Below are 16,727 nucleotides of genomic sequence, written 5' to 3' on the forward strand. Positions count from 1 at the left end.
CGTTTGCTTGCTTTGTTCAGTTTTCAAAGGTCTACTGCGTTGTTTCAGCAACTTTTAAATCATATCAGATTGACAAGCGATTGTCAACTAAAAGTTTGAAGTTTTTTTCGTTTGAACAAAGTGTTTAAATCGAATTTTCTTCAGCTGCTTAACAGCGACTTGATTAGTTTATCAAACGAGTTGTTATTTGTCAACAACTTTTTAAAGGAAAATTTCACGTTGTATCACGGTTTATTTTCTTTCGTCGTTTGACGACTTTGTTATAGTAACATCTGTTTCTTGTTTCGTCAACTCTCTTTTTCAACTTTTTTCTGAAAAAGTTTTTTTGAAGAGCTGTTTTGTTACCGTTGATTAATTTACCACTTCTTAAACTTTTGGTCAACTAAAAAAAGACTTTTTTTAGCCTTGCCAAAAAAAGATATTTTGCCAATATGAACCTAATCATTCGCTTTTCTGCTAACTAATCTATATTTTATAGTACTTTTTTTCAAAAATCGAATAAAAAGCAAACAATATAACAATTCGTGGGACTATATCTGGGTGAAAAAAATGTAAAAAAAAAGCCGAATTCGGCTTTTTTTACTTATCAGAAGAACGGAACGCCTTCAATCGCATAGTCTTCAATGATTTTTTGGAAACGTTCTGGGTCTTCCCAATGGTAATCGTCTGGTAGTAGCCCCACCAGCTTTGCTTCTTCCGCTTCAAAAACAAAAAGTGGAATATTTTCTTCATCAATATGTCCATTTGTCAGTTCAACAAGATTCAAGTTGTTTACATCCAAGTGTGCCGTGTCTTTTAATAGTTGTAAAATATTGGCTAAACCTGTGCGGTCGTTTGAAAATTTTGTATATGCTAACTCGATGGTATCTCCAACTGAATGCATCAAAAATTTCTTTGAGCCGTTTTGCAAGTGTAACATCACAGTACCAGCGACCTTCTTGTCTTCCAAAATATCCACCTCAATTGTTTTATCTGTTAACACGAATAGATTTTAGCATATTTTCAGAAAACATACAAAATCATTTTCTCGTCCCCTCTTGGTGAAGACGCATCAACGCTTCACTGATCCACTGAGGTAGTGCTTTTTCGATGCTGTCAAAGCCGATTTTTTTATTCTTATTTGTAAAATATCTTTTTCGTCGGGTCCGATTCGGCACGAAAGTTGGTTCTAAGGTTCGGCGAGACAAGCTGATTTTTTGAGAATATTCGTCAATGTCGATGATTTGCACCCGTACCCCCTCACCGACTTTGATTACATCATGGATATTTTTCGTGTACCCTGATTGAATCTCTGACACATGGATCAAGCCTTGTGTTTGGTCATCTAATGAAATGAATGCCCCATAAGGTTGGATGCCGGTCACTTTTCCTTCTATAATTTGTCCAATTTTATATGTCATATGGTTCCCTCTCTTTGCATAATTCATTATACTGTAAGTAAAGAAAAAATTGAAGTTCTCATTGGACTTCGATGGGAGGCAGAAAAAAATGACGGGATTTGATCAAATTAATGATCGCCGGAATACCAACTGTGTCAAATGGGATAGCATCACCCAGACGTATAAAAAAGAAAAGCTTTTGCCTTTTTGGGTCGCCGATATGGACTTCATGGCGCCCAGCCCGGTGACTCAAGCTCTGGAGACATTTGTAAAAAAAGGAATCTATGGCTACAGCATTCCACCGGAAAGTCTTTACCAATCTATTATTGACTGGCAAAAAAGACGACATGGGTACGGGATAACGAAAGAAGAAATTTTGTTTTCTCCTGGGGTGGTTCCTAGCATCGCCATTGCTATTCAAGCATTTACCGAACCAGGAGATGCCGTTTTGATTCATGATCCGGTATACCCGCCTTTTGCCAAAATGGTCACCGCAAATCAGCGGAAACTGGTTCGCAACACTCTAATAGAAAGAAACGGTCATTTTGAAATGGACCTTGCGGCGATGGAGACCCAAATCGTGGATAATCAGATAAAACTATTTATTTTGTGCAATCCCCATAATCCTGGTGGTCGGGTTTGGCATAAAGAAGAGTTGCAAGCAGTCGGGCGTCTGTGCCAAAAGCATCAGGTTTTAGTAATCAGTGATGAAATTCATGAAGATTTGATTTTTCAGCCTCATCATCATGTTTCTTTCCATACAGTTCAACCGGATTTTGCCGACTTTTCAATTGTTTTAACAGCTGCCACAAAAACCTTTAACTTGGCCGGAATCAAAAATTCGATGGTCTTTATCAAAAATCCTGAACTGAAAAAACGTTTTACAACTCAGCAGGAGAAAACAGAACAAAGTCAAATCAACACATTTGGTCTGATTGGAACAGAAGCGGCCTATCGTGAGGGAGAAGTTTGGTTGACGGACTTGTTGACCTACCTTCAAGAAAATCTATCCTTCGCCTGCGACTATTTTCGTGATCAGATGCCCAAATTGAAAGTTCTACAACCTGAAGGTACTTATCTCTTATGGCTGGATTTTTCTGCTTTTCAGCTTTCTGACAAACAACTTCAGGAAAAATTAATTAATGAAGCCAGCGTGGTGTTAAATCCGGGAATCACTTTTGGACCGGGTGGCACTCAGCATATGCGCTTTAATATTGCCTGCCCTCGTAAAATTTTGGCGCAGGGACTTCAGCAAATCGCGGAAGCTTTTTCTGAATAAAATAAAAACCGGACTCAGGGCTGTGACAGCTCTAATGAGTCCGGTTTTTGCGTTTATTCTGTAATTTCGATTGATTCGATCACAATATCATGTACAGGACGATCTTGAGGTCCTCTTTGAGCATTGGCGATTTCATCTACAACATCCATTCCAGAGATTACGTGTCCGAAAACTGTATGACGGAAGTCTAACCAAGGGGTTCCCCCTGCTTTATATGCTTCGATGATTTCAGAAGGGTAGCCTGCCCCTTCCAATTGGCCTAACATATTGCCGGGAACGTTTTGATTGTTCACGATGAAAAATTGACTGCCGTTTGTATTAGGTCCGGAATTTGCCATCGACAAGGCTCCGCGAATATTGAACAGTTCTTTTGAAAATTCATCTTCAAAATCGCCGCCGTAAATACTTTCACCGCCCATGCCAGTACCAGTTGGATCGCCGCCTTGAATCATAAAATCAGGGATAACACGGTGAAAAATAATTCCGTCGTAGTAGCCTTTTTTAGCTAATTCAACAAAGTTTTTCACGGTTTTAGGTGCTAATTCAGGGAAAAGTTGAACGGTGATATCCCCGCGGTTCGTTTTAATCGTTGCTTGATGTCCAGTTGCATGTTCTGCTGATAATTGTGGAAATTGAGACAAAAAAATCTCCTCCTCATAGTTGATGTAGCCTAATGATAGCAGAAAAACGATTTTTTGCCACGTTTCTTTCTCGCTTTTTTGTTATAATGCAACTAGAATGAAGGATTTTTAATTCACTCGTGTTTTTTCTAAGAGGTTTTGAGAAATCTTCTAAAAAAGAACAAAGGAGCTTTTAATGGATATCTACGATGTAACGATTATTGGTGCAGGTCCCAGCGGTATGTTTGCGGCATTTTATGCTGGTATGCGTAACGCAAAAACCAAATTGATTGATAGTCTGCCTCAACTTGGCGGACAATTGGCTACCCTGTATCCTGAAAAATATATTTATGACATTCCCGGTTCTCCAAAAATCAAAGCCGGCGAATTAGTTAAAAACTTGGAAAAACAATTAACGTTGTTTAACCACACCTATCGTTTGGAAGAAGAAGTGCTGGGTATTCAGAGGATAGATGATGTGATTGAAATCACGACAATCAAAGAAGTCCATTACTCGAAATCCGTGATTCTGGCTTTAGGGAATGGCTCTTTTCAGCCACGTAAATTGAATGTCGCCGGCAGTGAAGCTTTTGAAGCTACCGGCATTGACTATTATGTCACGGATTTAATGAAATATGCTGGCAAAAAAGTTGCCATCGCCGGCGGTGGCGACTCGGCAATGGATTGGGCATTGATGTTGGAGCCGATTGCGGCAGAAGTCTCCTTGATCCACCGCCGGGCCGAATTTCGTGGACACGAACACAGCGTGAACAAATTAAAAGAATCCTCTGTCAACATTCTAACCCCTTACGTTATCAGTGAGTTACAAGGTGACGAACGCCTATCTGAAATAGTCCTGCAAAATGTCAAAGGAGAAGAAAGTGTCCATTTAGCCGTGGATTATTTAATCGTAAATTACGGCTTTACCTCTTCGCTAAATTTAAAAAACTGGGGCTTAGACAGTACCAGACAAGGAATTTTCGTGGAAAGTACGATGCAGACTTCAATACCCGGTGTTTATGCCTGCGGAGATGTTGCGTTGTATGACGGGAAAGTCAAATTGATTGCGACTGGTTTTGGTGAAGCACCGACGGCTGTCAATAATGCACTGCACTACATCGATCCTAAGACCCGCACCCAGCCAGGACATAGCAGTAGTTTGTTTGGAGAGGAATAACAATGAAAACTTTAGCAGATTACAAACAATCCTTTGAATCAGCAACGCTTTCTTCCCAGATTGAAGAATTTCTTTTTAAAAATCAAATACCGACAGAGATGATCCTGCCTCATTTGCTGGCGGTCGCATCGGAGGCCCGCCATCTTGCCAGCCACTTTGGTGTTTCGCAAGAAGCAGCCTATACAGCTGGCTTGCTGCATGATATCAGTATTGTAATTCCTGACGATCAACGGATATTCTTTCATGAGGAATTGGGGAAGGAAATCCTCCCAGAAGAAAAACAACTGCCAATGCTTTTACATCAGCAGCAATCGGCTATTTTGGCAGAGAGTTGTTTTTTAATCGAGGATGAAGAAATTCTTTCTGCTATTGCTTGTCATACTACATTAAAATCTCATGCAACACCGCTAGATCAAGTTGTTTTCCTGGCAGATAAAATTCGTTGGGATCGCCAAGAAACTCCGCCTTTTTTATCTGAATTGCAGCTTGCTTTAAAAGAATCGATGTCCCTCGGCTGTCTTTGCTATCTCGATTGGCTGTTCGGAGAAGATTTACAGGTTCCTCATCCTTTCGCTGTTGCGGCACGGGAAGAACTGAAAAAAAAGCTTGACTAATTTGACGATTCTTTCATTTGATTCAACAATGGGAATGCGCTACGATTGATGAGAAGGTATCAACTCCTGCTTTAGACTATTAAAAAGAAAAAACAAGGACAAAAGTTGCTACTACTAGATGAATGAGGAGGACGTTTCATGGTTATTGAAAAAAATACCTTAGAAGAAAAGGCGCGGAACTTATTGGCATCTCGAGGGGTGACTCTCAAAGATATCGGTGAGCTGGTTTTATTTTTGCAAAAGGATTATATTGAGGGAATCACGTTGGAGCAATGTATCGAAAGTGTAGACAGCGTTTTGACAAAACGAGAAGTTCATAACACCATCATCACCGGTATTCAGTTGGATCTGCTGGCGGAAGAAGGCAAGCTTTGTGATCCGTTGCAGGAAATCGTTGCGGAAGATGAAGGGCTTTATGGCATCGATGAAATTTTGGCGCTGTCGATCGTCAATGTTTACGGATCAATCGGCTTTACCAATTACGGCTATATCGATAAAATCAAACCGGGAATTTTGAAGGAACTCAACGCCCATGACGGCAAACATGTTCACACTTTTCTTGATGATATCGTGGGAGCAATCGCCGCTTCAGCTGCTAGTCGCCTTGCCCATCAACACCCGACAAAATCCAGCTCTATCACCCAATAAAACAAAAATGGCTAGCGATTCCTTAAACGGATCGCTAACCATTTTTTATTTTTTTAATTGCCGCTTGCCGCTTAAAACGACGAGAAAGAAAAAGAGTTCAATCAGCAAGAAGGCTAAAATAAAGCAGTACATGAAATAATCTTCCGGCAAAACATTGATGATCGGGTCTGTCACCGGATCAAACAACCAATCATCATTTGCAAAAAACAATTCATGAAATTTCACAAAAAAAGTATCAAAACCGATTGCCATCAAGCTGCCTAAAACAACCGGTACCGCCATGCCCCATTGAAAAGGACGGATCAGATGCCACAACCGTTTTTCTTTCCACATACGCCGGAAAAATAGACCGCTGGGAATCACCGTCGCTAGAAAAATCCCATAATCCAGCAGAAACAATTTTTTCACATCATAGAAATGACCGCGCCCCGCTTCGGACATTGGAAAATCCGGTAAGGAAAGGGTTGTGTTGAAGGGATTATTCAAAAAGTTCATCAGCAAATCATAATTTTTTAGAAGTTCGGTTTTTGATAGCTCGGTGTAGGAGAGAATCTCTAAGTGGTCAATCGCCCAAACATACAAGGGGCGGCTGTTGATTGCCAAGATTCCTGCTAAACTGATCAATGTCAAAAAAACCAATACGATCCCCAGTCGTTCCTGCCATTTATTCATCTGCAATAATCCATTCATCCAAAGAATCTAAAACAAAGGTCGGTTGTACAGGTAAAGTTGGTACCGCAGCTTTTGGCGTAAAGCCGGAAAGCACCAACAAGGTATCTACGCCATTATTCAATCCCGAACGAATGTCGGTTTCATAATTGTCCCCTACCATAATGACATCTTCCTTGGCCAATCCGATTTTTTCCACCGCTTTTTCCATAATGATAGCTTCTGGCTTACCAATGTAAATTGGTTGAGTCTGCGTAGCAGTTTCCACCATGCTGATTAGAGAACCGGCACCTGGAAGCAGTCCCCGTTCGGTAGGAATATTTTTGTCTGAATTTGTGCCAATAAACGTAGCACCCTTTTGGATGGCTAAGGTCGCCAGTACAAATTTTTCATAGGTGACTTGGTTATCCAAGCCCACCACCACATAATCCGGGTTGGTTTCTTCCCACTCAAATCCGGCGGCTAGAATCAAATCAATCAAACCAGCTTCACCAATCACAAAAACTTTTTTACCTTTGTTATCGTCTTTCATGAAATCAATCGTCGCAAGACTGGCAGTGTAGATTGTTTCTGCTCCTACATGGATATCAAACTCATTCTTTAAACGATCCGCCACGGTTTGTGGACTGCGGGTCGTATTGTTCGTCACAAATAAAAAAGGAATGTTTTGCTGCTGCAGTTTTTCAACAAAGCGTTTGCCAGCTGGGATCGGTTGCGTTCCCAGATAAATCGTTCCATCTAAATCAATCAAATATCCTTTATATGTCATCAATTAATCTTCCCGTTGACGAATCACGAAGCCCTCTTTTTTTCCAGCTTTGGGGCGGTTGTCATTCGTTTTCTTCGTTTTTTCTTTATCTTTTCGATTTTTGATTACTGGTTTTACTTTACGCTGCGGGATCGCTTCACGTTTTTCAGAGAGATGGGCTTGCTGGTTTTCTCCAGTTGCTGGACTCTTCTTTCGTCGTTGTCGAGGATGTCCTTTTTCTTTCTTGCCCCCTACCCGTTGGATCACAAAGTAAGCACAGCCAAAATTGCAATATTCATAAAGATAATCTTCCAGTGTATCGATTCGTTGATCGGGAAAAGCTTTACGATTGTCGGTGTCAAAGAACCCTTTGAGCCGTAATTGTTCATAGCCCCAATCCCCAACGATATAATCATAACGTGCTAAAACCTCGCTGTAGCGTTCCCCCAATTTTTCAAGGTCAAACCCTTCACGATGATTTCTAACTAATTTGTATTGACGGCTGCCGATCATAAAATCTGTATCGCTGATTGTTGTCACGATTTCCCCTTTTTGGGGTTTCACAGGTTCTTCAATAATTTCTTCGATCACGCTGGTCAGCTCGTCTGTCACGGTTGCCTTTTCAGGCTGTTTTTCTTTTGACATTTTTTCACCACCTATTTGTCATTATACCTTGTTTTTATAGGATTGGATAGTGAGCATGCAAGTAGTTGCCCAATACACTGCGAATAAATTCAGGAAACAAAAATTCGTGGGTTCCGGCAATTTCGATGGTAGGGAAAAACGGCACAAACATCAAGTGATCCACCGTAGTCAGTCGATAGTCTTTGTCCGGATCTATCGGACGATCCTGCCAATATACTTGGTGATTCGTGGCATCATAAAAAATGCCGTCATAAACGATTTGTCCAAAAATTTTGCCACGAAAACCCATGCCCAGAATCGGGAAATTCCGCAAAAAATTACGGTTTTTTTCAATTTCTGCCACCAAGCGGATAACATCTCTTCCCTTCAAAGTAACCCGAATCAAATGCATTGGATGGGGTAAAGTAGTATGCAGCTGGTCTTGATCGACGATTCCTTTTGGTAAGGGCGCCAAAAACAAACCGGTATTCAACAGTGCTGCCTCAGTTTTTCCTCGTTCTTTAACTGCCGCTAGTGTTTCTTTGATTAGCGCATGTTCTGCTTCAGGGTCTAGAGACAATTCAACTGGCAGATCCGCCATGACTTTATTTTTCAGCAAACGGTGTCCTTCCTCCATATAATAGTCAATTTCCGCTTGATCTTCAGGAAAAACCGGTAAATCTGACGTTTCAATCGTCCGTGCTTCTTGATGAAGAATTTGTTTTTGATCATCAAGCGTGACCGTCACCTCACCAATGTATCGCCCAAATTTGCCGGCGGCAGCCAATTGAACATCGTTGACAACTTTGCCCTCTTTGAACAAATGATGCGTGTGGGAACCGAGAATCAGATCAATCATCGGTAATTCGTTGGCAATCAGTTGATCGTCTTCAATTCCCAAATGACTCATCAGTATCAGTAAATCCACCTGTGGTCGCAAAGTACGTGCCAAATTTGCCAAAATTTCCATCGGTTGGCGGATATCCCATCCATTTGGCGCATAGGTTAAAGGAAAAGGTGCAGTCAAAGCAATCAAACCGACTTTACTTCCTTGTGGGGTAGTAATGATTTTATAAGGCTTTGCCCATGACGGCAATTGAAGCGTCGCTTTATCATACAAATTGGCAAGAAGAACATCAAAATTCGCCTGATCATAAAGATGATCCAACTCTTCTTTCGAATTTCCAACTCCCTCATTGTTGCCAATCGTTGCTGCATCATAATGGATTTGATTCATCAGTTGGACATTTGCTTGTCCGTTCGTTGCCTCACTCAATGGATGCCAACGATCTGTAAAATCCCCAAGATCAACGGCCAACGGAGTCGCTCCCAGCTGGCTCACTTCCCGTTTTCGTTGATCGATATAACGCCGAATTTTCGGCCAATTTTCTAAATGAGAGTGGAGATCATTGGTATGTAAAACCACGATTTTTTCCATCAGCTCGCCTCGTTTCTTTTCTTCTCAATTTTATGGACTGATTATTTTTTCTATTATAGTCGTAGGTGTCTTTTTTTGCCAGTAATCCAACTAACTCAGCCATACCTAATTTTGATAAAAGAAATCCCTTGCTTCTTAAAGGAATAAAGGGATAGCCGATGATTGCATTTCTCTTTGGTTCCCTTTTTTTAATCAAAAATAGAACGTGTTAAAAGACCGATGATAGCGCCTTTTAACACGTTCTGTTTTGGTCATTCATGAGACAAAAAAAAGAGCCTTGCGCTCTTTGGGTTTCTTATTTAATAAGACACATGGCTGAACTCGCTTAGTGCTGCTTCCTTCCAGATCTGACACGCTTCACAAGCCAACCATTGTCCTAGCCTTTCGGCAAAAATAAGTATATCGTATATTTCTAGTTTTGGCTAGTCTTTCTCCAAAGAATTTTGTCGGCGTTGTTTTTTCTTTGCCCGCAGTTCTCTGAAAAAAGTTGTCAGTAGCTGTCCGCACGCCTCTTCCAAAATGCCGCCTTCAACATAGCTCCAATGATTGAAGCGCTGATCTTCCAACAAATTCATGAAAGTTCCGGCTGTTCCTCCTTTGGGATCGTACGCACCAAAATAGACTTCTTCTACTCGGGAAAGCTGCATCGCTCCACTGCACATGGTACAAGGTTCAAGGGTGACAAACAGTTGCGCACCTTCTAAACGCCAACTTGCCAACTCCCGACAGGCCTCTCGAATGGCAAACATTTCGGCGTGTGCCGTAGCATCTTGGGTTTCTTCCCGCAGATTATGTCCTCGTCCAATGATTTTGCCGTCCAATACGACGATAGCACCAATGGGAACTTCCTTTTTCTCGCCTGCTTTATGGGCTTCCTTAATAGCTTCTTCCATAAAAAATTCTTTTTCAGCCTGACTCAATGTGCTGACTTTTTCCACAAGGTTCCTCCGATCCATGACCCTTTCATTTTATCAATCTGATAATTACTTTAGCATAATTTTCGGTGAACAGCCAAGAAATACTGGACAAAAAAAGCTTGACCCGCTTCCGTAACATCATCGGAAAAGAATCAAGCGTTTTGGAAAAAGTATTGGTTAGAACACGGAATCAATGAAGCTCATCAATTTATTGCGCAACAGTTCCGTTGTGTCTTTGACATTTTCACCATAGACAGAGATTTGTTTACGGCTGTCTTTGATTTTGTGCATGATATTCATCAATGAATCCAAATCCTCATCGGTCAAATTATCCACAACATCCAACAATCGTTCATTGCCATGAAATTTGTCATCAACAAATTTCCTTACCTTGCGGCGATCTGTGGAACGCTTCAATTTGTTCACCAATTTGTCCGAAACGACAGCAACCGTTGTGATTCCCGCTACTGCAGCAATACTTAATCCAATCGTTACTTTTGTTGAAGTTTTCATTCATATCAGCTCCTTATCCTTACTTCTATGATAGCATATTGGAAAAAATATGAATAATGTTAGCTCTAGGATGCGTGGAATCTTAATCCTTTTGGAAAGAAATTTTTAATAACTCCCTGCACCTGTTTACCAAAACCAACCGGGATTTTTTCGACACACAGTAGGACCCATCCGGCGTTGCCGGCTTTAGGAATCGTTTCACCTGCCACATAGTGTTCCCATTCTTTCTTCGTTAAGGAAAGATGAGGATAGTTTGTCGGCTCCTGAATAGCCATCGCAAAGGAATAACTTGGTTCAATGCGGTTTTTCTTGAGAGTGCCTAAATGAACGCCCGCCCGCAAAAAACGCACCCCATTCAAATCAGGCGCCATTTCCGGTAGTAGCCACAATTGGTCACCTAAAACAGTCAGCTTTCCTTGCGCAGGTGCTGGTAATTGATGACTGACCTTCTCCCACAATTGTTGCGTAGGACGATCAAGACTCGTTTGGCGTTTGTTCCGTTTTTTGGGGGCTTCATTTTTTCCATGAAAAACTAATTTCGCAACAAAATGACCTTCTCCCTGATTTTTGTGGGGCCACAACCGAACCGTGTTTTCTAAGCCAGCTACACTGCCCCACTCTGGACGCCCGTGGGAAACACCTAATTGATGAATGGGTTGGATTGTCAGAGGATAATTTTCTACCAGCCAGCTGATGATTTCTTCATTTTCTTCCGGTGCAAAGGTGCAGGTAGAATAAATTAATGTCCCCTCTGTTTGCAGCATTTGGATCGCCGAAGCTAAAATTTCTTTTTGCCGTTTGGCACATTCCTCGGGCGTTTCAGCAGTCCACTCATTGATTGCCTGCTGATCTTTCCGAAACATCCCCTCACCAGAACAAGGAGCATCCACCACAATGCGATCAAAAAAGCCACGAAAATGAGAAACCAATTCATGAGGGGCATGATTGGTAACGATCGTATGGGCAGCTCCCCAACGCTCCACATTTTCCGCTAAAATTTTTGCTCGTTTGGGGAAAATTTCATTTGCGACTAATAACCCTTTATTTTTCATTTGTCCCGCTAATTGGGTCGTTTTTCCACCAGGAGCGGCACACAGGTCCAATACTTTTTCTCCTGGCTGAGCTGCCGCAACCGTAGCTACGATCATGGCGCTTGGTTCCTGACTGTACACATAACCTGCTTGGTGCAGCAGTGATTTTCCGCTGACTTCCCCAAGATAGCCTTCTGGTGCATAAGGCGCCGGTTTCTTTTCAGAAACGTAGCCCTTCAGCATCTCCTTTGCCGCAGGTTTCAATAGATTTATACGAAAAGCTTTTTGAGGGGTTTCCTCTTCAATCGCAGTAAAAAAAGCGGCAGCTTCTTCCCCCAATAAGCGCAAATATTTTTCTTTAAAAGCAACAGGTACCTTCATCGTTTCACTTCCAACTATATTTTTGCAAAAAATATAATAAACATATTTGGAAATTTCTGCAACAAAAAAATCCTCCCTATTAAAAAGAGAGGAAAAATTTTATTCTTTGCTTAATCTCGCCGATTGTTTCCGCCAAACAGTAGGACCAACCGTAACAATTGCAAGAAGGTACTAATGGCTGCTGCCACATAGGTCAATGCCGCCGCTATCAACACTTTGCGCGCCATCGGAACTTCTTCTGCTGTCAACAGTCCACCATCCCCTAAGATCTTTAATGCCCGTCTTGAGGCATCAAATTCTACCGGCAAAGTGACTAACTGAAAAAGCAACGCCAATGAAAATGCAATCAGACCTAAGTTGATTAAAAATTGTCCCCGCAGCAAAACGCCGATGAGGATAATTGGTAATGCCAACGAAGAGCCCAAATTCGCCACCGGAACGATGGCTGCCCGTAGCCGTAACGGAAAATATCCCTTCGCATCCTGAACAGCGTGCCCACATTCATGGGCTGCTACACCGATTGCCGCAACCGAAGTCGATTGTGCCGTTGCCTGTGATAGACTTAATAGTTTCGTTTTCGAATTATAGTTATCCGTTAAATCGCCGGAAATACCTTGGACCCCAACATCTGTGATCCCCTGACTTTGCAAGATGAATTGTGCGGCTTGCGTACCAGTTACATTATTTCTGCTACGTACCTCATCAAATTTTCGGAAGGTGTGATTGACATATGCCGAAGCCGCCATTGAGATCACCAATCCAATAATGACTAAAATAAATGTCGGGTCAAAAAAACTCAGTCCCATTCCATAACCGTACATGGTTCCATCCTCCTATTTCGTTTGTCTTTATTTTACCATTAAACCTTTGAATATTTTGTGAAAAGAGCCGGAAAAATTTTTAATTAATACTTTTCGTCTTTTTTTACTGAATACACAAAAAAATGCGTTTTCGAATAATTACAATTCTGTTACACACTTTCCTTGAATACGCTACCTACTTCGCTTATGATAAACCTAACAACTTTTCAAAGAAGGTGAGGAAAATGGGATGAATCCGTTACGTCAGCTGATCGAGTCGCTCAACCAGCTACCACCCTTCGTCACTGGTGTAGCATGGTTTCTTTTGATCCTACTGGTATTGGCTGTACTATTTGCCGTTTTCAGTCTGCTTTTGACCCCTTTCATGATGCTGTACAATCGGCTGACAGATCGCAACAAAAGCAATGTTTTAATCGAAGACGACTATGTATTAGGAGAATTGACAGAAAAAATCCATGGTGACGCTCTTGGGGAAGTCATGGAAACCGGCAGCGGCTCTGCCCGTTCAATCCATCCTGCCCGTTTATTTCGGGAAAAGGACATCCAAGAAAATCTCCTATTGCCAGTTGGAACAAAGGTACTCATCATCGACTTTGATCGAGAAGGAATCGCTTTAGTTGTGAAAAATCAAAACTTTATAGAACAGGGAGTGGAAAAATGACAGATTTACTTGCAAATCCAATTTTTTGGATCGTAATCGCCGTACTTGCTTTGATCGCTTTTCTAATGATTCGCTACCGCATCGGAAAACCCGATGAAGCTTTAATCGTTACCGGATCATTTTTAGGTAAAGAAGGCATCAAGATTTTGAAAAACAGCGGGACTTTCGTTATCCCCATCGTTCAAAAGGCCCATAAATTGAGCTTGCTGACCCATAAATTAGAAATTGGCACCCCGGAAGTTTACACAGAACAAGGTGTTCCAATCAAAGCCAGCGCCACCGTGTTGGTGAAAGTCGGCAACAGCAACGAATCCATCAAAACTGCCGCTGAGCAATACCTTGGCAAATCAACGGAAGAATTAGAAGATGAAGCAAAAGAAGTTTTGGAAGGTCACTTGCGGGCAATTTTGGGAACGATGACGGTTGAAGCAATTTACAAAAATCGCGACGACTTTGCTGAACAAGTTCAAAATGTCGCTTCCACCGATTTGAAGAAAATGGGATTGGAAATTGTTTCCTTCACTATCAAAGACGTTAGCGACACCAATGGCTATCTGGACGCTTTAGGACGTCCGCAAATTGCTGAAGTGAAGAAAAATGCCGAAGTTGCTGAATCAAATGCGTTACGGGAAACACGAATCAAACAGGCAGAAAACGAACAGTTGGCAAAACACGAAGAAATTCGTCGCCAAACCGAAATCGCCGAAGCCAACAAAGATATGGCGTTAAAACAAGCTCAATACAAGCAGGAACAAGAAGTTGCTGACGCGCAAGCTGAACAGATTGCCGTTGGTGAAAAAATGAAGATCAACTTAATCGAACAAGATAAAAATATTGAAATCCAAGAAAAACAAGCCGAATTAACTGAGAAGCAACTAACCGCAACCTTGCGGAAACAAGCCGAAGCCGACAAGTACGTGGTGGAACAAAATGCCTTAGCTGAAAAAGCAAAAGAAATCGCACAAGCTGAAGCTGATGCAGAGAAAATCAAATTGGCTGCTAATGCCGAAGCAGAACGAATTGCCAAACTTGGTGCAGCCGACGCTGAACGGATTGCAAAAGTCGGGCAAGCCGAAGCCGACAGCAAAGAAAAAATGGCTATCGCCTTGACCAAACTGAACGAAGCCGGTATTTTGATGGAATTCATCAAAGTCTTGCCTGCAATCGCCAAAGAAGTCAATGCACCATTAAGCAACATCGACAAGGTGGTCAGCTTTGGCAGTGGTGACGGATTACCTGAAATGGGAGAAGCCGGTTTAGCACGTACTTTTGATACCATCAAAGAAACCACCGGACTCGACCTCGTGTCACTAATCAACGACACAATGGCAAACCGGGCTGGAAACCAAGAACTGGTTGCCGCAGTAAAAGAAGCAACCCCAGCCGCTCCTGCAGAACCGAAGCATGCAGAAGTTTCTGAAAAAGAATAGCCTACAAAATGCTAAAAGACCAAAAAGCGAATCCGCTTTTTGGTCTTTTTTACATATCCTCCAACCCGTCCAAATCCAGCAGTGTGATGCGGCTGCCTTTGCGTTGAATCAGTTGGTGGTCTTCTAACAATTTTAACTTGCGGGAAAGGGTTTCCGGCGTCGTTCCCAGAAAAGCGGCTAATTCCTTCATTTTCATCGGAATAGTGACATTCGCTTCGCCACCGACTTTATACAAATCTAAGAGATAGGTCGCTAAACGTTCTTCGACTTTTTCCATCATCAGAAATTGTGTTTGCTGCTCAACCTTAGTCATTTTTTCCGCATTGATTTCTAGCAATCGTAAGCTGAGTTGGGGATAACGCAACAATAATTGCTGGAAATCCTGATGCTTCAAAACACAGACCTCCGTTTGTTGTAGAGCTTCACCAAAGAGTGTATCATTTTGCGCACCAAACAGTTGGCTTTCTCCTTCGTAGCCGCCGGGTTCTACTACCCGTAACAGTTGTTCTCGTCCGGCAGGTGAAAGCTGATAGACCTTCATATTCCCACGAGCAACAATCACAAGCTGCGGATCGCCCTCAGGAGTAACGATTTGTTCCCCTTTTTCAAAAACTTGATGGGTGACCAACTGATTGATTTTTCTTTGTTCCTCAAGATCCAAATGATTGAATAATGGAACCAGCGTCACACAAATATGCTCATGAGTCATTTCGCTTATCGTCTCTTTTCCTTACTTTTTTCCTACCTTTATCTAACCGCAAGTATACCCTTTCGTCAACTGGAACGCTTAGACGAGTTCTTTAACCTTCGTTCCTTTCACTTCATAACCAAGGTCTTCAATAACTTTGACTACGGTGTCTGCACTGATTTGGCTGCTGTCAATTTCGGCTTTTACTTTACCGGCATTGAACAAAACCTTGACCTTTTCAACACCTGCTTGATGTCCGACTGCACTTTCGATTTTTTGCATACATGATGGGCAAGTCAATGCGTCTAATTGAATAATTACTTTTTCCATGAGAAATTCCCTCTTTCTTTTCTATGGCTCTAGTATAGGACCAAAGCCGCGGAAAAAAATTGATAGCTGTCAAGAAAAATCAGTTTTTTGCTTGATATTCAGAAAATTTCTCTGTCAAAGTTGTCGCCGTCAAAAAATCATAGCTGTCCACTACCCAATCTGAAGCTAAAGTCAGTTTTGGGTAGTCTGGATTGGCAAAACCAACACACATCATGTTGGCATTTTTGACCGCTTGGCTGCCGTTGGGAGAATCTTCCAATGCAACACAGGCTGCGGGATCTACACCCAATCGTTTCGCTGCCAAAAGATAAACATCCGGTGCAGGTTTGGAATGAGTCACCTCTTCGCCACTGGTAATGACCTTGAAATGATCATAGATTCCAATGGTTCGCAAAGAACGTTCGATTTCAGTTAATGGAGAAGAAGAAGCCACTGCCAAAACCTGTTGTTCTTCGGCCAAGCGTTGCACCAGTTCTATGGCTCCTTTGATCGGGCGAATCCCATCACGATCAATAATTTCTTGTCGTCGTTGGATCATTTCTGCCACATATGCTTCTGCCGGCTTTGGTAAATCGAGTTCTTGTTTCATTGTCTCCCAAGTATACAGATACGATGTTCCCATAAATTTGCCATGGTAACTGCTGGGCACCGATTTTCCGGCTGCCGCCAATACACCATCCTTCGCCTCGAAATAACTGTACTCTGAATCGATCAGTACACCATCCATATCAAAAATAATTGCTTCCATAAATTTTTTGC

General features: G+C 41.9%; 20 protein-coding genes and 1 other RNA gene. 6 read left to right on the forward strand and 15 right to left on the reverse strand.

Annotated features, from left to right (window positions below; all coding sequences use genetic code 11):
• Positions 1–586: 586 nt before the first annotated feature.
• Together FFM66_RS00005 and FFM66_RS00010 are read right to left on the reverse strand one after the other, a co-directional pair.
• The gene (locus FFM66_RS00005; RefSeq protein ID WP_048604193.1) at positions 587–949 is read right to left on the reverse strand and encodes a hypothetical protein; all 363 of its coding nucleotides are present in this window, start codon (positions 947–949) and stop codon (positions 587–589) included.
• A 70-nt stretch (positions 950–1,019) separates the two neighbouring features.
• Complete coding sequence (locus tag FFM66_RS00010; RefSeq protein WP_048604194.1) at positions 1,020–1,400, reverse strand: CvfD/Ygs/GSP13 family RNA-binding post-transcriptional regulator; 381 nt, start codon at positions 1,398–1,400, stop codon at positions 1,020–1,022.
• A gap of 88 nt (positions 1,401–1,488) precedes the next feature.
• Between FFM66_RS00010 and FFM66_RS00015 the strand changes: the two genes are divergently transcribed.
• Positions 1,489–2,658, forward strand: coding sequence for a MalY/PatB family protein (locus FFM66_RS00015; protein ID WP_137604637.1), 1,170 nt, complete (start codon positions 1,489–1,491; stop codon positions 2,656–2,658).
• Between the two features lie 53 nt (positions 2,659–2,711).
• On the opposite strand, the gene FFM66_RS00020 is transcribed toward FFM66_RS00015, so the two are convergent.
• Complete coding sequence (locus tag FFM66_RS00020) at positions 2,712–3,299, reverse strand: peptidylprolyl isomerase (protein WP_048604196.1); 588 nt, start codon at positions 3,297–3,299, stop codon at positions 2,712–2,714.
• A gap of 175 nt (positions 3,300–3,474) precedes the next feature.
• On the opposite strand from FFM66_RS00020, the gene FFM66_RS00025 reads away from it, so the two are divergent.
• The 3 genes from FFM66_RS00025 to FFM66_RS00035 all read left to right on the forward strand — a co-directional run bounded on the left by FFM66_RS00025 (position 3,475) and on the right by FFM66_RS00035 (position 5,717).
• Complete coding sequence (locus FFM66_RS00025; RefSeq protein WP_137604638.1) at positions 3,475–4,455, forward strand: NAD(P)/FAD-dependent oxidoreductase; 981 nt, start codon at positions 3,475–3,477, stop codon at positions 4,453–4,455.
• A 2-nt stretch (positions 4,456–4,457) separates the two neighbouring features.
• A complete protein-coding gene (gene yqeK, locus FFM66_RS00030; RefSeq protein ID WP_137604639.1) occupies positions 4,458–5,069 on the forward strand; it encodes a bis(5'-nucleosyl)-tetraphosphatase (symmetrical) YqeK in 612 nt (203 codons plus the stop codon).
• 138 nt (positions 5,070–5,207) lie between these two features.
• Positions 5,208–5,717 carry a phosphatidylglycerophosphatase A family protein gene (locus FFM66_RS00035; protein ID WP_048604199.1) on the forward strand — a complete coding sequence of 170 codons (510 nt, stop codon included), beginning with the start codon at positions 5,208–5,210 and terminating at the stop codon, positions 5,715–5,717.
• 45 nt (positions 5,718–5,762) lie between these two features.
• On the opposite strand, the gene FFM66_RS00040 is transcribed toward FFM66_RS00035, so the two are convergent.
• From FFM66_RS00040 to FFM66_RS00080, 9 genes are all read right to left on the reverse strand, one after another.
• On the reverse strand, positions 5,763–6,389 hold the full coding sequence (locus FFM66_RS00040; protein WP_137604722.1) for a TIGR01906 family membrane protein: 627 nt from the start codon (positions 6,387–6,389) through the stop codon (positions 5,763–5,765).
• Complete coding sequence (locus FFM66_RS00045; RefSeq protein WP_048604201.1) at positions 6,382–7,155, reverse strand: TIGR01457 family HAD-type hydrolase; 774 nt, start codon at positions 7,153–7,155, stop codon at positions 6,382–6,384. The genes FFM66_RS00040 and FFM66_RS00045 overlap by 8 nt, the downstream gene beginning before the upstream one ends.
• Before the next feature lie 3 nt (positions 7,156–7,158).
• Positions 7,159–7,779 (reverse strand): YutD family protein, encoded by a 621-nt coding sequence (locus FFM66_RS00050; protein WP_048604202.1) that lies wholly within the window; start codon positions 7,777–7,779, stop codon positions 7,159–7,161.
• 34 nt (positions 7,780–7,813) lie between these two features.
• Positions 7,814–9,196 carry a bifunctional metallophosphatase/5'-nucleotidase gene (locus FFM66_RS00055; RefSeq protein WP_137604640.1) on the reverse strand — a complete coding sequence of 461 codons (1,383 nt, stop codon included), beginning with the start codon at positions 9,194–9,196 and terminating at the stop codon, positions 7,814–7,816.
• A 296-nt stretch (positions 9,197–9,492) separates the two neighbouring features.
• Positions 9,493–9,579, reverse strand: an RNA gene (gene ffs, locus FFM66_RS00060) — signal recognition particle sRNA small type.
• 39 nt (positions 9,580–9,618) lie between these two features.
• Positions 9,619–10,134 carry a tRNA adenosine(34) deaminase TadA gene (tadA, locus tag FFM66_RS00065; protein WP_137604641.1) on the reverse strand — a complete coding sequence of 172 codons (516 nt, stop codon included), beginning with the start codon at positions 10,132–10,134 and terminating at the stop codon, positions 9,619–9,621.
• 156 nt (positions 10,135–10,290) lie between these two features.
• Positions 10,291–10,626 carry a hypothetical protein gene (locus FFM66_RS00070; protein WP_048604205.1) on the reverse strand — a complete coding sequence of 112 codons (336 nt, stop codon included), beginning with the start codon at positions 10,624–10,626 and terminating at the stop codon, positions 10,291–10,293.
• A 65-nt stretch (positions 10,627–10,691) separates the two neighbouring features.
• The gene (locus tag FFM66_RS00075; protein ID WP_137604642.1) at positions 10,692–12,038 is read right to left on the reverse strand and encodes an RsmF rRNA methyltransferase first C-terminal domain-containing protein; all 1,347 of its coding nucleotides are present in this window, start codon (positions 12,036–12,038) and stop codon (positions 10,692–10,694) included.
• Between the two features lie 110 nt (positions 12,039–12,148).
• Positions 12,149–12,859 (reverse strand): zinc metallopeptidase, encoded by a 711-nt coding sequence (locus FFM66_RS00080; RefSeq protein WP_048604207.1) that lies wholly within the window; start codon positions 12,857–12,859, stop codon positions 12,149–12,151.
• Positions 12,860–13,088: 229 nt separating this feature from the next.
• Between FFM66_RS00080 and FFM66_RS00085 the strand changes: the two genes are divergently transcribed.
• Positions 13,089–13,520, forward strand: a complete 432-nt coding sequence (locus FFM66_RS00085; protein WP_137604643.1) for a hypothetical protein — start codon at positions 13,089–13,091, stop codon at positions 13,518–13,520.
• Entirely contained in the window at positions 13,517–14,950 is a 1,434-nt protein-coding gene (locus FFM66_RS00090; RefSeq protein ID WP_137604644.1) for a flotillin family protein, read from the forward strand. Before FFM66_RS00085 ends, FFM66_RS00090 begins: the two co-directional genes overlap by 4 nt.
• Positions 14,951–14,999: 49 nt before the next feature.
• On the opposite strand, the gene FFM66_RS00095 is transcribed toward FFM66_RS00090, so the two are convergent.
• From FFM66_RS00095 to FFM66_RS00105, 3 genes are all read right to left on the reverse strand, one after another.
• A complete protein-coding gene (locus FFM66_RS00095; protein ID WP_137604645.1) occupies positions 15,000–15,659 on the reverse strand; it encodes a Crp/Fnr family transcriptional regulator in 660 nt (219 codons plus the stop codon).
• Positions 15,660–15,737: 78 nt separating this feature from the next.
• Complete coding sequence (locus FFM66_RS00100) at positions 15,738–15,968, reverse strand: heavy-metal-associated domain-containing protein (protein ID WP_048604211.1); 231 nt, start codon at positions 15,966–15,968, stop codon at positions 15,738–15,740.
• A 79-nt stretch (positions 15,969–16,047) separates the two neighbouring features.
• Positions 16,048–16,716: an HAD family hydrolase gene (locus FFM66_RS00105; protein WP_048604212.1), complete on the reverse strand. Its 669-nt coding sequence runs from the start codon at positions 16,714–16,716 to the stop codon at positions 16,048–16,050.
• Positions 16,717–16,727: the final 11 nt, after the last annotated feature.

It is taken from the genome of Enterococcus songbeiensis (assembly GCF_005405265.1).
Classification (GTDB): Bacteria; Bacillota; Bacilli; order Lactobacillales; family Enterococcaceae; genus Enterococcus_C; species Enterococcus_C songbeiensis.

What these genes read in the sequence shown, in the direction of transcription:
- FFM66_RS00010 (WP_048604194.1), bottom strand. Translation starts at nt 1,400, where the DNA reads ATGACATATAAAATTGGACAAATTATAGAAGGAAAAGTGACCGGCATC.
- FFM66_RS00015 (WP_137604637.1), top strand. Translation starts at nt 1,489, where the DNA reads ATGACGGGATTTGATCAAATTAATGATCGCCGGAATACCAACTGTGTC.
- FFM66_RS00025 (WP_137604638.1), top strand. Translation starts at nt 3,475, where the DNA reads ATGGATATCTACGATGTAACGATTATTGGTGCAGGTCCCAGCGGTATG.
- yqeK (WP_137604639.1), top strand. Translation starts at nt 4,458, where the DNA reads ATGAAAACTTTAGCAGATTACAAACAATCCTTTGAATCAGCAACGCTT.
- FFM66_RS00035 (WP_048604199.1), top strand. Translation starts at nt 5,208, where the DNA reads ATGGTTATTGAAAAAAATACCTTAGAAGAAAAGGCGCGGAACTTATTG.
- FFM66_RS00040 (WP_137604722.1), bottom strand. Translation starts at nt 6,389, where the DNA reads ATGAATAAATGGCAGGAACGACTGGGGATCGTATTGGTTTTTTTGACA.
- FFM66_RS00045 (WP_048604201.1), bottom strand. Translation starts at nt 7,155, where the DNA reads ATGACATATAAAGGATATTTGATTGATTTAGATGGAACGATTTATCTG.
- FFM66_RS00050 (WP_048604202.1), bottom strand. Translation starts at nt 7,779, where the DNA reads ATGTCAAAAGAAAAACAGCCTGAAAAGGCAACCGTGACAGACGAGCTG.
- FFM66_RS00055 (WP_137604640.1), bottom strand. Translation starts at nt 9,196, where the DNA reads ATGGAAAAAATCGTGGTTTTACATACCAATGATCTCCACTCTCATTTA.
- FFM66_RS00070 (WP_048604205.1), bottom strand. Translation starts at nt 10,626, where the DNA reads ATGAAAACTTCAACAAAAGTAACGATTGGATTAAGTATTGCTGCAGTA.
- FFM66_RS00075 (WP_137604642.1), bottom strand. Translation starts at nt 12,038, where the DNA reads ATGAAGGTACCTGTTGCTTTTAAAGAAAAATATTTGCGCTTATTGGGG.
- FFM66_RS00080 (WP_048604207.1), bottom strand. Translation starts at nt 12,859, where the DNA reads ATGTACGGTTATGGAATGGGACTGAGTTTTTTTGACCCGACATTTATT.
- FFM66_RS00085 (WP_137604643.1), top strand. Translation starts at nt 13,089, where the DNA reads ATGAATCCGTTACGTCAGCTGATCGAGTCGCTCAACCAGCTACCACCC.
- FFM66_RS00090 (WP_137604644.1), top strand. Translation starts at nt 13,517, where the DNA reads ATGACAGATTTACTTGCAAATCCAATTTTTTGGATCGTAATCGCCGTA.
- FFM66_RS00095 (WP_137604645.1), bottom strand. Translation starts at nt 15,659, where the DNA reads ATGACTCATGAGCATATTTGTGTGACGCTGGTTCCATTATTCAATCAT.
- FFM66_RS00100 (WP_048604211.1), bottom strand. Translation starts at nt 15,968, where the DNA reads ATGGAAAAAGTAATTATTCAATTAGACGCATTGACTTGCCCATCATGT.
- FFM66_RS00105 (WP_048604212.1), bottom strand. Translation starts at nt 16,716, where the DNA reads ATGGAAGCAATTATTTTTGATATGGATGGTGTACTGATCGATTCAGAG.